The 12,468-nt window shown below is 67.7% G+C and carries 11 protein-coding genes and 1 pseudogene; 2 read left to right on the plus strand and 10 right to left on the minus strand.

Features of this window, described 5'->3' with window-relative positions; translation table 11 throughout:
- Nucleotide 1: 1 nt before the first annotated feature.
- The 8 genes from ACQY78_RS24415 to ACQY78_RS24450 form a co-directional block, all read right to left on the minus strand.
- The gene (locus ACQY78_RS24415; RefSeq protein WP_428679897.1) at nt 2-748 is read right to left on the minus strand and encodes a M48 family metalloprotease; all 747 of its coding nucleotides are present in this window, start codon (nt 746-748) and stop codon (nt 2-4) included.
- 163 nt (nt 749-911) lie between these two features.
- Nucleotides 912-2,156, minus strand: a complete 1,245-nt coding sequence (locus ACQY78_RS24420) for an MFS transporter (protein ID WP_428679900.1) — start codon at nt 2,154-2,156, stop codon at nt 912-914.
- Nucleotides 2,146-3,315, minus strand: a complete 1,170-nt coding sequence (locus tag ACQY78_RS24425) for an MFS transporter (protein WP_428679903.1) — start codon at nt 3,313-3,315, stop codon at nt 2,146-2,148. The genes ACQY78_RS24420 and ACQY78_RS24425 overlap by 11 nt, the downstream gene beginning before the upstream one ends.
- Entirely contained in the window at nt 3,315-4,673 is a 1,359-nt protein-coding gene (locus ACQY78_RS24430; RefSeq protein ID WP_428679906.1) for an FAD-dependent oxidoreductase, read from the minus strand. The genes ACQY78_RS24425 and ACQY78_RS24430 overlap by 1 nt, the downstream gene beginning before the upstream one ends.
- Nucleotides 4,674-4,729: 56 nt before the next feature.
- Nucleotides 4,730-5,050 carry an ArsR/SmtB family transcription factor gene (locus ACQY78_RS24435; RefSeq protein ID WP_428679909.1) on the minus strand — a complete coding sequence of 107 codons (321 nt, stop codon included), beginning with the start codon at nt 5,048-5,050 and terminating at the stop codon, nt 4,730-4,732.
- Nucleotides 5,051-5,112: 62 nt separating this feature from the next.
- Nucleotides 5,113-6,345, minus strand: a complete 1,233-nt coding sequence (gene arsJ, locus ACQY78_RS24440; RefSeq protein WP_428679912.1) for an organoarsenical effux MFS transporter ArsJ — start codon at nt 6,343-6,345, stop codon at nt 5,113-5,115.
- The gene (locus ACQY78_RS24445; protein ID WP_428679915.1) at nt 6,345-7,388 is read right to left on the minus strand and encodes an ArsJ-associated glyceraldehyde-3-phosphate dehydrogenase; all 1,044 of its coding nucleotides are present in this window, start codon (nt 7,386-7,388) and stop codon (nt 6,345-6,347) included. Before ACQY78_RS24445 ends, arsJ begins: the two co-directional genes overlap by 1 nt.
- Before the next feature lie 16 nt (nt 7,389-7,404).
- Nucleotides 7,405-8,253, minus strand: coding sequence for a metalloregulator ArsR/SmtB family transcription factor (locus ACQY78_RS24450; protein ID WP_428679918.1), 849 nt, complete (start codon nt 8,251-8,253; stop codon nt 7,405-7,407).
- A 97-nt stretch (nt 8,254-8,350) separates the two neighbouring features.
- On the opposite strand from ACQY78_RS24450, the gene arsB reads away from it, so the two are divergent.
- Both arsB and ACQY78_RS24460 read left to right on the plus strand, forming a co-directional pair.
- Nucleotides 8,351-9,394 carry an ACR3 family arsenite efflux transporter gene (gene arsB / locus ACQY78_RS24455; protein WP_428679921.1) on the plus strand — a complete coding sequence of 348 codons (1,044 nt, stop codon included), beginning with the start codon at nt 8,351-8,353 and terminating at the stop codon, nt 9,392-9,394.
- A gap of 107 nt (nt 9,395-9,501) precedes the next feature.
- On the plus strand, nt 9,502-10,176 hold the full coding sequence (locus ACQY78_RS24460; RefSeq protein ID WP_428679924.1) for a nitroreductase: 675 nt from the start codon (nt 9,502-9,504) through the stop codon (nt 10,174-10,176).
- 122 nt (nt 10,177-10,298) lie between these two features.
- On the opposite strand, the gene ACQY78_RS24465 is transcribed toward ACQY78_RS24460, so the two are convergent.
- Together ACQY78_RS24465 and ACQY78_RS24470 are read right to left on the minus strand one after the other, a co-directional pair.
- Nucleotides 10,299-10,622, minus strand: a complete 324-nt coding sequence (locus ACQY78_RS24465; protein ID WP_428679927.1) for a hypothetical protein — start codon at nt 10,620-10,622, stop codon at nt 10,299-10,301.
- An 823-nt stretch (nt 10,623-11,445) separates the two neighbouring features.
- Nucleotides 11,446-12,465 (minus strand): annotated as a pseudogene (locus tag ACQY78_RS24470) (HAD family hydrolase); the annotation flags it as partial.
- Nucleotides 12,466-12,468: the final 3 nt, after the last annotated feature.

Raw genomic sequence — 12,468 nt, forward strand, 5'->3', positions numbered from 1 at the left:
TCTACGCCCGCGCCGGGAGCGCGCCCTTGGCGGCGCGGATCTCGGCGACGGCGCGGTCCCACGCCGCGAGGCGTTCGGGGCCGGCCGGATGGGTGTCGAGCATGCCAGTGTCGCGGCGTCCCGACGCGCGTGCCATGGTCACCAGCAGGCCGCGTGCCTGGTCGAGGTCGACGTTCGAGCGATAGAGGATCACCGCCGCTAGATAGTCGGCCTCGCGCTCCTGCTCCTTGGAGTAGGAGATGCGGCCGATCGCGCCGCCGACCTGGGCTCCGGTATCCATCGCCGATCGCGTGATCTGGCCGACATAGGGGCTTCTGTAGGACGCGGCAGCGCCGGCGGCCCCCAGGAGGATGGCGCCGATCAGCGCGCCGGTCGTCGTGTTGCGCTTGTTCGTGGCGAGGTGGTTCGCGGCCTGATGGCCCATCTCGTGGGCAAAGACGAGGCAGACTTCCTCCTCGTTGGATGCGTACTCGACGACGCCGCGGTTAATGAAGATCGATCCGTTGGCGCCTGCACCCGCGTTCATCGAGCGGTTCGCCGTTGCGGTTATCTGCCAGTTGCACACGCCCACATTCATCTCGCGGCATGTCTGTTCGGCCGTCGGGCGGATTCGGTCCAATGCCGAGCGCATGATCTCTCCGGCCTGTTCGTCGGTCAGCGCGCGGCGCGCCGGCGGGCCGCCCGCACCCTGCACCTCGCTCTGCGCCAGGCTGAGATGATTGTCGCTGACCTGCGGCAGCTGATGCACCGCCCCGGCACACCCGCACAGCATGCACGCGCCCCCAAGCGCGAAGAAGGATCGCCGATTCATATACGCCCCCAAGCGCCGCCCCCGGTTGCAGCGTTCGGGGCGACGCTACCTAGAGGTAGGGCGCGGAGTCAACGCCGCGGTCTCTTCGCCGCGAAACAGACTACCGCCCGTGCTCGCCCGCGAGGTTGGCGGGTCTCATGATGAGGAACGCGGCGAGGGCCACCAGCATGAGGACGGCGACAGCGAGGAAGGCAAGGCCCCAGGCCATCGGCGACATGCCGCCGGCGAGGTCGAGCGTCCAGCCGACGACGAGGGGACCGACGAAGCCGCCCGCATAGCCCAGGGTCGAATGCACCGCCAGGGTAGCGCCGCGCCGCGCAGGCTCGGCATTGCCGGCCGCGCCCGCCGTGACTGACGAGGAATCGAGCCAGACGACGACGCCGTAGGCGATCACCAGGAACACCGCCAGCCAGTAGCCGGTCGATCCCGCGAAGCCCAGGATCGCGGCGAAGCCGATCGACAGGATCATCGCCGTGGCGACGAGGCGGCGGCGGCCGAAGCGGATCGAGGCTTCATTGCCCAGAACGCTGGCGAAGGTCCCGAGCAGCGCCATCACGGTCACCACCAGGGCGGGCGACAGCGTGCCCTCGGTGACGCCGGTGCTGCCTGCGACGAAGGCCAGGAAGGCGACGCCCCAACCGCGCAGCGCACTCATCTCGAGGGTATGGACACAGTAGACGACCGAATAGGCGAAGGCCGACCTGTTGCGGACCACGGGGCGGAAGTCGAACAGCGCCCCCTGTGCCTTGGCGCGCGGCGCCGGGGTCTTCGCCGGCACCGACAGCGCCACCATCGTCCAGGCGGTCGCGGCGGTGAGGGCGGCGAAGGCGAAGGTCCAGCGCCAGCCGATCTGGTCGGCCAGCACGTCGCCCAACAGGTAGGAGACCGCACCGGAGATGCCGATGCTGGCGGCATGCCCGGTGACGGCGCGCGACATCAGCTTGGAATCGACCTGGTCGGCCAGCAGCTTGAGGCCCGTCATGTAGGTCCCCGCCCAGCCGATGCCCGCGAGCGCGCGCGTAAAGAAGGCCGACCAGAAGCCGTCGGCGAACAGGCCGAACATCAGGTGGCCCGCGACCGTGCAGGCGACGCCGAACAGATAGACCTTCTTGCCGTCGATCCGGTCGGTGAGAGTGACCAGCACCGGCACCGCCACCATGTAGGCGCCGAAAAAGATCGCCGTGATCCAGCCCGCCTCGCTGTTCGACAGGCTCCAGCGCTGCATCATCTGCGGCAGCAGCGCGGGCCAGAAGCCGGCACCGATCTGCACGAAGATCTGGGCCGCGCAGACGATCGCGACCAGGCGCGCGCCGCTCGTCGTCCGGGTCGGAACTTCAGTCTGCATGGCTGGCCGTCGGTTGCGGTACCGGGATCATCCAGAGTGCCGCGAACGCCGTGAGGCAGAGGGCGGAGGAGATGATGAGGACTCCGGCCCCCAGCCGGTCGATCAAGAGGGCGAAGCCGAAGGGTGCCCCGGCCGACAGGAAGCGCGATGGGGCGCCCAGCAGCCCCAGCCGGTAGCCGTAGCTCTTGGGCCCATAGAGCGCGAGGGGCACCGTGCCGCGGGCGATGGTGATGACGCCGTTGCCCATACCGTGCAGCACCGCGAAGACGCTGGCCGCGATACCGCCGCCCAGGCTGAGCAGGATCGCGCTGCCCAGCGGATGCGTCGTGGTGGCGAGACGGCCCGAGGTCAGCGGATGGAGGTGTCGCAGCGGCCCGGCTTCGAGTAGGCGTGCCGCGACCTGGGCAGGGCCGATCAGCGCGCCGGCCGCGATGGCTTGAGTGGGCGTGGCGCCGGCCGCTTCCATGATGCGTGGGAAGTGCGCCGCCATCCCCGACGAGACGATCCATGCGCCCGAGAAGGCGATGGCCAGCAGGACCATCGTGCGGTCGAATTGCACCGGCTCGTCGACCGCCTTGAGGGTGGCGGCGAGATCGGTCGGGCGCGGCAGCAGCAGGAAATTGCAGGGAAGGCCGATCACGACATGCGCGGCGGCCCACAGCAGGCAGGTCTCGCGCCAGCCGATCTCGGCGGCGCCCCAGGCGGTGAGCGGCCAGGCGACGGTGCTGGCAAAGCCTGCCAGCAGGGTGATGCCGGTGATCGCACCGCGCGCATCCTTGCCGTAGAGCCGTCCCAGCGCGCCGAACGCGGCGTCGTACAGGCCGAGCCCCATGCCGATGCCCAGGAGAGTCCAGGCGACGGCGAAGGGCAGGAACGACTGCGCCTGCGACAGCAGCACCAGCGCCGCGGCGAACAGCAGGCTCGACGCCGACAGCACCCCGTTGCCGCCGGCCCGGTCGATCATCCGTCCCACCTTCGGCCCGATCATCGCGGAGATGATCAGTGCCGCGGAGAAGGTGCCGAAGAACAAGTTGGTCGTGATGCCGATGTCGCGCGCCATCTCGTCCGCCAGCACGGCCGGCAGATAGTAGGTCGAGCCCCAGGCCAGCGTCTGCGCCGTTCCCAGGACGATAATCGACGAAAGCTTGCGACGATCCATCACGCGGCTTTGGGGCCGGCGCAACAGCCGGTGGCGGCGGGCGCTGGCTTGGCCGGCGCACAGCATCCCGACGCCGCCGCAGGTCCGGCCGACGCGGCCGGGCCGTTGCAGACACCGGTTTCCGGCAGCACCAGCTCGACCTTGCGGGCCGCGTCATGGTCTCCCGCCAGCTCCGCGGCGATCGAGCGGACCTGCTCGTAGCCCGTCATCATCAGGAAGGTGGGCGCCCGTCCGTAGGACTTCATGCCGGCGAAGTAGAAGCCCGCCTCGGGCTGCGCCAGCTCACGCGCGCCATGGGGACGAACGGAGCCGCAGCTATGTTCATTGGGATCGATCAGCGGCGCCAGGATCGGCGGGCATTCCAGGGCGGGGTCGAGCGAGAGTCGCAGCTCGCGCAGGAAATCGAGCTCGGGCCGGAAGCCGGTCGACACCACGAGCTCGTCGACGATCACGGCACGGCCGCAGCAGGCCGAGCCCGCCGCCACGCGCAGCCGGTCGCCATCGCGCCCGATATGGCCGACCGCGAAGCCGGTCTCGCTGCGGATCTTTCCGCTGGCGACCAGCGCGGCGAAGGCGGAACCCAGCGCCCCGCGCACCGCGAGCTGGTCGGCCGCGCCGCCGCCGAAGGACCTGGCCGGATCGGTCGAGCGCAGCAGCCAGACGATCTCCGTTGCCGGGTTTTCGTCCTTGAGGCGGGCGAGGTCGATCAGCGTGCCGACGGCCGAATGGCCGCCGCCGAGGACCGCAACGCTGCGGTCGGCATAGCGGGCGCGGTCGCGGCGCAGTACGTCGGGCATGCCGTAGGCGATGCGGTCCTGCGCCTCCGTCTCGCCGATCGCCCGCAGCCCGTTCGCGCCGGCGGGATTGGGCGAGAACCAGGTGCCGCTGGCATCGATGACGGCGTCCGCCGTCAGTCGGCCGGGGCTCTTGCCATTCTCGGTGCGGATCTCGAACGGCGCCGATTCGCGGCCCTTGGTCTTCACCTTGTCGAAGCCAGCGCGGCCGATGGCGGTCACGCGATTGCTGGTGCGGATGCGATCGGCGAGCGGCGTGCGCGTGGCCAGCGGTTCGAGATACTGCGCCACCAGCTCGGCACCGGTCGGATAATGATCGGGCGCCGGCCTGTTCCATCCGGCGGCGGTCAGCAGGCGGTCGGCGGCCTTGTCGATGTTGTATTCCCAGGGCGAGAAGGTCTGCACGTGGCTCCACTGGCGGACCGCGTGTCCGACCGTGGGACCGGCCTCGATGACGACGGGCTCCAGCCCGCGTTCCAGCAGATGCGCCGCCGCGGCGAGGCCCACGGGACCGGCGCCGATCACGGCGACCGTCTTTTTCGTAGGGGTGATCGAATCGGGCATATTAGTCTCCTATCCTTCTAGAATATTGGAAAGACCAGGCGCAACAAAATCGTCATCTAGGCGACGCATGTCTTCCCTGTGGCCGGGCGGACGCCGTCGGCGCAGCATTCCTCGGCCAGGAAGGCGAGGAGATCGTGCATCAGTTCATAGTTGGCATGGCAGACCAAGGTCGCGCCTTCCCGCACCTGGGTGACGAGGCCGACGATCATCAGCGACTTGATGTGGTGGGACAGGGTCGAGGCCGCGACGTCGAGCTTGGCCTGCAGACGGCCGACCGGCATGCCTTCGGCGCCGGCGCGCACCAGGGCCCGATAAATCTTCAAGCGGGTCGGATTGCCCAGCGCTTCCAGGCGGGCGGCGGCATCGTCGAGCTTCATAACGACAAGGTAGGTTCCGCGGCCGAAGAGTCAACTATATTTCTGGAATGATAGAAATACACTCAGCTCGCGGACGCATGGACCTTGCCGGTCGCGCCGGGCAGCAGGAAGGTAACGGCCCAGCAGGCGAGGAGCATCGCCGCCGAGCCGCCGAGGCAGAAGCCGATCCCGCCCCACTGGTAGAACAGCCCGGAGAGAAGCGTGCCGGCGAGGCGGCCGCAGGCGTTGGCGGCATAATAGAAGCCGACGTCCTCGGCCGCCTTCTCCGACCCCGCATAGGCCAGGATCAGGTACGAGTGCAGCGAGGAGTTGACGGCGAAGGGCAGGGCGAAGATCGCCAGTCCCACCACGACGACGAGATCGGGGCGCAGGTCGAGCGGACTGTTCAGGGCGAGGGCGATTGCCAGCGGCACGGCAAGCAGGAGGCCCGCCCAGACGCGCGCGCCCGACACTTCACGGCTGAGCCCGTCGACGCTGCGCGGCACCAGCGCGGGCGCCACCGCCTGCAGCCCGCCATAGGCGATCGTCCAGGCGGCGAGGAACGCGCCCACCTCCACGAACCGCCAGCCCGAGGCGTAGAGGAACACCGGCAGGCCGACGACGAACCAGACGTCGCGCGCCCCGAACATGAAGACGCGCGCCGCGGCGAGAAGATTGACGCCCGTCGACTTGGCGAACAGTTCGCGCATGGTCTTCGATGCCTTGGCCTTGCCGAGTTCGCGCGGCAACAGCAGCAGTCCGGCAAGGAGGACGACGAACAGCAGCCCCGCCATCAGCCAGAGCGCGGCGCGAAAGCCGGCCGCCTCCAGCAGCAAGCCACCCACGAAGAAGCCGATGCCCTTCATCGCGTTCTTCGACCCGGTGAACCACGCCACCCACTTGAACAGACGGCCCGCACCGTCTCCCGCGGTCGCCTTGATGGCCGACTTCGACGCCGTCTTGGTGAAGTCCTTGGCCAGCCCCGCGATGCCTTGCGCCGCAACGACCCAGGCGATGGAGACGAGGGCCGTCCACGCGGGATCGAGCGCGGAGAGCATGAGCAGGCTCGCGATCTGCAGCAGCTGGCCGGTCATCAGCATGCGCGGGATGCCGAAGCGCGTGGCCAGCCAGCCGCCGGCGAGATTGGCCACGATGCCGGCGAACTCGTAGAGCAGGAACAGGAAGGCGAGCGTGAACGGCGAGTAGCCGAGCCTGAAGAAGTGCAGCAGCACGAGCATGCGCAGCGCGCCGTCGACCAGGGTGAAGCCCCAGTACGATGCCGTGACGATTAGATAGTCGCGCGCCTTCGTCCCCATCAGGCGCCTGCTTCGATCACCATTTTCGCCAGATCCACCATGCGGCAGACATAGCCGACCTCGTTGTCGTACCAGGCATAGACCTTGAGCAGCGTGCCGTCGGTCACCATGGTGCTCGGCGCGTCCACGATCGAGCTGCGCGTGTCGTTGCAATAGTCCGCCGACACCAGGGGCCGCGTTTCGTAGCCCAGGATGCCGGCCAGCGACCCTTTGGCCGCGATCTGGAACAGCTCGTTGACCTCGGTTTCGGTGGTGCCGCGCTTCAGTTCGAACACGCAGTCGGTGAGGCTGGCATTCAGGACCGGCGCGCGGACGGCGTGGCCGTTCAGCTTGCCCTTGAGTTCGGGATAGATGACCGTGATCGCCGTGGCGCTGCCGGTCGTCGTCGGTTGCAGCGACAGCATCGCCGAGCGAGCGCGGCGAAAATCCTTGTGCGGCGCATCGACGACGACGTTGGTGTTGGTCGGCGCATGGATGGTCGTGATCTGGCCATGCCGGATGCCGATCGATTCGTGCACGACCTTGACCACGGGCGCGAGGCAATTGGTGGTGCAGGAGGCAGCTGTCAGCAGGTGATGACGGGCGGGCTCGTAGAGATGGTCGTTGACGCCCAGCACGAGGTTCAGCGCGCGTTCGTCCTTGACCGGCGCCGCCACGATGACCTTCTTCACGCCGCGATCGAAGTAGGCCTGCAGCTGCTCCGGCTTCAGGAACTTGCCGGTGCATTCGAGCACCATCTCACAGCCAAGGTCGCCCCAGGCCACGTCTCCGGGCGAGGCGGCGGCGCTGAAGCCCAGATAGGTGCCGCCGACCGCCAGGCCGCGCTCGCCGTCCAGTTCGAAGGATGTGTGCCAGCGGCCATGCATGCTGTCGAACTCGAGGAGATGCGCGGTGGCGGCCGCACCGCCCTTGATCTCGTTGACGTGGATGACCTCGAGGCGGTTGTCGCGCCGGGGATCGTCCAGCGGGCGCTGTATGCCGCCGAAGGCGGCGCGCAGCGCGAGGCGTCCCATGCGCCCCATGCCGTTGATTCCGACCTTCATCGTCCGCTCCGCCGGCTCACGCCGGTGCTCTCGCAGAGTCGCCGATCTCGTCGAGGCGCTTCTTGAGTGCCATCCGGTCGAGCGAGGCATAGGGAAGATTGACGAAGATCTCGAGGCGCCGGCGGATCATGCCGTAGAGCTCGTTGATCATCGTGGCACGCTCGACCTCCGATCCCATGAACTTGGCGGGATCGGGCAGTGGCCATGCGCCCGTGACGGGCCGCTCGCCGAAATCCGGGCACTGTTGGCCCTGCAGCACGTCGCACAGCGTGATGACGAAATCCATGCGCGGGGCGTTCGGTCCAGTGAACTCGTCCCACGACTTGCAGCGCAAGCCCTCGACCTCGTGACCGAGGGCGCCAAGCTTGGCCAGCACCTCCGGCATCGGCTGTCCCGCCGGTTCGGAGCCGGCGGAGTAGGCGTTGAACCGGCCCTTGCCCACCTGCTCGAGGATCGCCTCGGCCATGAGCGATCGGGCGGAATTGTGCGTGCACAGGAAGAGGACGTTGAAGGCGGGGGTCATGTGAACCTCGGGTTGATCCTCGGGGAGGAGTCGCGCCAGGTCGCCACAGAGCTCCGGTCGCCCGCCACAACACGTCTCCGTCAGGAAGCTGAAGAGCGCGCGCAAACCGGCGAAGCGGACCGCATAGATGATGCTGCGCCCCTGCCGGGTGGACTGGACGAGGCCGGATTGTTCGAGAGCGGCCAGATGGAACGACAGCGTCGAGGGCACCTGCCCCAGGGCGCTGGCGAGTTCGCCGGCCGCCATGCCGGAAGCGCCCCGGGTCGCCAGGAGCCGCATCAGGTTGAGGCGGGTTTCCTGCGAAAGGGCACTGAATCCGGCAGCGGCGTCTGACGATTCCATAGTTCTCGAATAATCCAATAATGTGACATACGTATTACTCGGTTGGCCGTCATGAGTCGATGGCGATCCTCGGCAGATCGATCCGGAGGCGGCCCAGATGTCCCTATTCGAGCGCTACCTGACCCTGTGGGTCGCCCTGTGCATCGTCGTTGGCATCGCGCTGGGGCAGTTCTTTCCCACGCTCTTCCACGCCGTCGGCCGGGCGGAGGTGGCGCACGTCAACCTGCCGGTCGCGGCGCTGATCTGGCTGATGATCATCCCGATGCTGATCAAGGTCGACTTCGCCGCCATCGCCGAGGTGCGCCGGCACTGGCGCGGCATCGGCGTGACGCTGTTCATCAACTGGGCGGTGAAGCCCTTCTCGATGGCTCTGCTGGGCTGGCTGTTCGTCGGCCATCTGTTCAGGCCTTGGCTGCCGGCCGACCAGATCGAGAGCTACATCGCCGGTCTCATTCTGCTGGCCGCCGCGCCCTGCACCGCGATGGTGTTCGTGTGGAGCAACCTGTCGGACGGCGAGCCCGACTTCACGCTGACCCAGGTGGCGCTGAACGACACCATTATGCTCGTGGCCTTCGCGCCGATCGTGGGGCTGCTGCTCGGGCTCTCGGCCATCATCGTGCCGTGGCAGACGCTGCTGCTGTCGGTCGTGCTCTACATCCTGGTGCCGGTGGTGCTGGCCCAGCTCGTGCGCCGTGCGAGCCTGGCGAAGGGCGGCCAGGCGGGGCTCGACAGGCTGCTGGCGCGTCTGCAGCCCGCATCGCTGGTCGCGCTGCTGGCGACGCTGGTCATGCTGTTCGGCTTCCAGGGCGAGCAGATCATCGCGCAGCCGCTGATCATCGCGCTTCTGGCCGTGCCGATCCTGATCCAGGTCTACTTCAACTCTGGCCTCGCCTATCTCCTCAATCGCGCGGTCGGCGAGGACCATCGCATCGCCGCCCCCTCGGCGCTGATCGGCGCCAGCAACTTCTTCGAACTCGCCGTGGCGGCCGCCATCAGCCTGTTCGGCTTTTCCTCGGGCGCGGCACTGGCCACCGTGGTCGGCGTCCTCATCGAAGTACCGGTCATGCTGTCGGTGGTGAAGATCGTGAACGCCAGCAAGGGCTGGTACGAATCCGGCGCCGCGGTGTCGCGTCGGCGTTGAGCGTGTGCGGTGGCGGGCGACCGCCTTACGGAACCGGCGCCGCGCTCGCGGTTTCCCGGTGAGCAACGGCTGCTATCCTCCGCCCGCGACAGGGAGCGTAGGAGCAAATGGATTTTCAGGAACTGGTGCACAGCCGCCGCAGCACCCGCGGTTTCAAGGACAAGGCGATCCCGAAGATGGTGATCGCCGAGATCATCGAGGACGCCAAGCGCGCGCCCTCATCGATGAACAGCCAGCCCTGGCACGTTCACGTCCTGGCCGGTGGGCCGCTCGACGAGGTGCGCTGCCGCAACATGGAGGAGATGGTGGCGGGCAAACCCTCGAAGAGGGACATCTTCACCCATGGCCCCTACGAGGGAGCGCATCGCGAGCGCCAGGTCGGCGTCGCCAAGCAGCTGTTCGCCGCCATGGGCATCGCGCGCGACGACAAGGCGATGCGCCAGGACTGGGTGCTGCGCGGCTTCCGTCAGTTCGACGCGCCGGTCTCGCTGGTGTTGACCTACGACCGCGTGCTCGATCCCGGCGCCACCTGCCATTTCGATCTCGGCGCACTGTGCTACGGCATCGTGCTGGCGGCCTGGGACCGCGGCATCGGCGCCGTGGTGAACGGCCAGGGCATCGCCCGCTCCGACATCGTGCGCGAGGTCGCGAACATCCCCGAGGACGAGGCGATCATGACCTGCGTGGCCCTCGGCTATCCCGACGACTCGTTCCCCGCCAACGCCGTCCGCTCCGAGCGCACGCCCGCCGAGGAGTTCGTGAGGTACGTCGGCTTCGACTGAGAAAATCGGAAGTCAGTGAAATAAAGCGTACTTCGAGGGCTGGCATCGCGTGGCGCGCAGACGCGCGCTCTCCAGACGACTGGCTCGCGCCCGGGGCGGGCTGCGTCTTGCCGTCGCGTCGGCTACATGCATTGCGCCTGGACGGTCATCGCGGTCTCGAGGCCCTTCATGACCTTGGGCGTCATTTCGGGCGAAGCGGGGGTGCCGCCTTTGGCCATCACGGCGTTGGTCGTGGTCATCGCCCCGATCACGTCGGCGCGGTCCGCTCCGGTGATCTTGTCCGACATGCACTTGCAGATCTTGTCGGCTTCCGGAACGGGTGTGCCGATCTTGCACTGGGCCATGAAATCGTCGGCGGCCGCGGTTATCGTGGCGGTGACCGTCAGGCCGGCCGACAGAGCGACGGCCACCGCGGCGACGCGGAAGCCTGTTCCAAAAATACGCATTGATTGTCCCGTGGTGGCCGGCGTCGGAGTCGACGTCGCGCGCCGTGACCTGCTCACAACGGGCGCGCCGGCTCAAGCAGGAAAGGACGCTCCACGAGGGCGCCTGTATCGGCGACCGCCGCTTTCCGGACTTTCGCGCGCGCCACGGCCCTGCGGGTCGCGGCTCGCTTTAGAAGGCGATACTCGCCTCGCATGCCTACCAGGCATTGAGTCTTCGTGCCGCGGTGCCGAATTGGCCCAGCTGGTAAACGGCCGCGCCGGCTGGCGAAAAGGTGAAGGGCTGGAACGGCTCTGCGAGAAGCCGGTCGAGGAACGCGCGGGGAGCCACGCCGGTTGTGACGTGGGGGTTGAAGTCCGCGCCGGAGGATTTCGGGACGAAGGACGAGACATAGGCGATCAGCGCCGGGTCGATCACCGGATCTTCGGGCGTCGTGACGAAGGCCGTCGAATCGCCGGACGGCACGGTGAACGGCGTCACGGCGGCTATCAGCTCCCGCTGCAGCATGAGCAATTCCGGCGTCGGCCGCGCGGAGATTCCGGCGAGACCGCTGTCCTGGCTCGGGATGTAATAATACCGGAACGCTTCGAGCTTGAGGGCCCGGACATTGGCGCGCTTAATCACCGGCTCGATCGCGGCGTAGAGTCTGTCGAGGTCGGCCGTCCGCACGAAACGCTGGACCATGGTGATGTGCGGGCGATGCGTGGCATCCAGCCCGAATCCCTGCGGAAAGACCGCACGGAGCTGCGCGTTGCTGGCGGTGGAGCGCTCAAGCATGACGCTGTCCGGTTCGAGCAGGATGTCGATCGCCGTCACGGGCGGTTGTTCCGCGAAGACCCGCTTCCAGTCGTCCTTCATGCTGACGACGGTCCAACCGTCCTTCTTCGCCTGCTCGTAAAGTGCCTGCGGGAAGGCGCCCAGCGTGACGTCCGGCAATCCAAGCGCCGGGCCGTAGGCGTATTCGCGCGCGGCATCGTCGTGCAGCACCAGCAGCATGAAGCGCGCGCCGGCGCCGCCCTGCGTGTACTCCAGCATCTCCCTGTCGCCCCGGGAATTGCCGAAGGCGGCGATCGGCCACCGGCCGATATGTTGATTGATGGCGACGGGCTTGCCGGCCTTGTCGTCGTTGAAGTTCAGTTCTGCCAACCGCAGGAGGACCGGCTTGCCGTCGCGCATCTCGAACTTCGTCCTGATGCTGCTGCCGATCACCTGCTCCGGCGGGATGCCATAGGCCTTCTCGGTCCATGGGCGCATGAACTCGATGCCGCCGCCCGAGACGATGAAGTTCTGGAACCCGTTCGCTTTCAGGTAGGCCAGCAGCTCGACCATGGGCTGGTAGGTCATTTCGGTGAACAGCTTGCCCGTGCCCGGATGCCGGGCGGTCGCGATCCAGTCCCTGACGATCTTCTCGAACTCCACGGTGGTCATGCCGGCGTGGGTCGTCAGCATGAGGTCGAGGACGGCGTGGTCGCCGCCGGCGAGCGCCGTCTTGAAATCGCCTCTAAGCATCGACGCGAAGGGTTCCTGCGTCTTCCACTCCGGATGCTGCGGCGCCAGCGCCTTCACGCGGTCGAGCGCGAAATAGAGCTGGACCGGCACCGGCTGCTCGCACCACAGGGTGCCGTCATTGTCGAAGGTCGCGATCCGCTCGGCGGGCGGCACGAAGTCCGGCGAGCCCGGCCGTGTCACCTTCTCGACGAAGGCGACGATCGATCGTTTCGCCGGCCCGTCGTTCCACGAAGGCAGGGGCCCAGGAGGCGCTGGACCTCTCTGGGCGAAAGCCGGCGTGCCCAGGACGAGCGACGCGGCCGACAGCAGCGACACGAGGAAGCGTCTGGAGATCATGAA

Source organism: Reyranella sp. (assembly GCF_965279625.1).
Lineage (GTDB): Bacteria > Pseudomonadota > Alphaproteobacteria > Reyranellales > Reyranellaceae > Reyranella.

What these genes read in the sequence shown, in the direction of transcription:
- ACQY78_RS24420 (WP_428679900.1), bottom strand. Translation starts at nt 2,156, where the DNA reads ATGCAGACTGAAGTTCCGACCCGGACGACGAGCGGCGCGCGCCTGGTC.
- ACQY78_RS24425 (WP_428679903.1), bottom strand. Translation starts at nt 3,315, where the DNA reads ATGGATCGTCGCAAGCTTTCGTCGATTATCGTCCTGGGAACGGCGCAG.
- ACQY78_RS24430 (WP_428679906.1), bottom strand. Translation starts at nt 4,673, where the DNA reads ATGCCCGATTCGATCACCCCTACGAAAAAGACGGTCGCCGTGATCGGC.
- ACQY78_RS24435 (WP_428679909.1), bottom strand. Translation starts at nt 5,050, where the DNA reads ATGAAGCTCGACGATGCCGCCGCCCGCCTGGAAGCGCTGGGCAATCCG.
- arsJ (WP_428679912.1), bottom strand. Translation starts at nt 6,345, where the DNA reads ATGGGGACGAAGGCGCGCGACTATCTAATCGTCACGGCATCGTACTGG.
- ACQY78_RS24445 (WP_428679915.1), bottom strand. Translation starts at nt 7,388, where the DNA reads ATGAAGGTCGGAATCAACGGCATGGGGCGCATGGGACGCCTCGCGCTG.
- ACQY78_RS24450 (WP_428679918.1), bottom strand. Translation starts at nt 8,253, where the DNA reads ATGGAATCGTCAGACGCCGCTGCCGGATTCAGTGCCCTTTCGCAGGAA.
- arsB (WP_428679921.1), top strand. Translation starts at nt 8,351, where the DNA reads ATGTCCCTATTCGAGCGCTACCTGACCCTGTGGGTCGCCCTGTGCATC.
- ACQY78_RS24460 (WP_428679924.1), top strand. Translation starts at nt 9,502, where the DNA reads ATGGATTTTCAGGAACTGGTGCACAGCCGCCGCAGCACCCGCGGTTTC.
- ACQY78_RS24465 (WP_428679927.1), bottom strand. Translation starts at nt 10,622, where the DNA reads ATGCGTATTTTTGGAACAGGCTTCCGCGTCGCCGCGGTGGCCGTCGCT.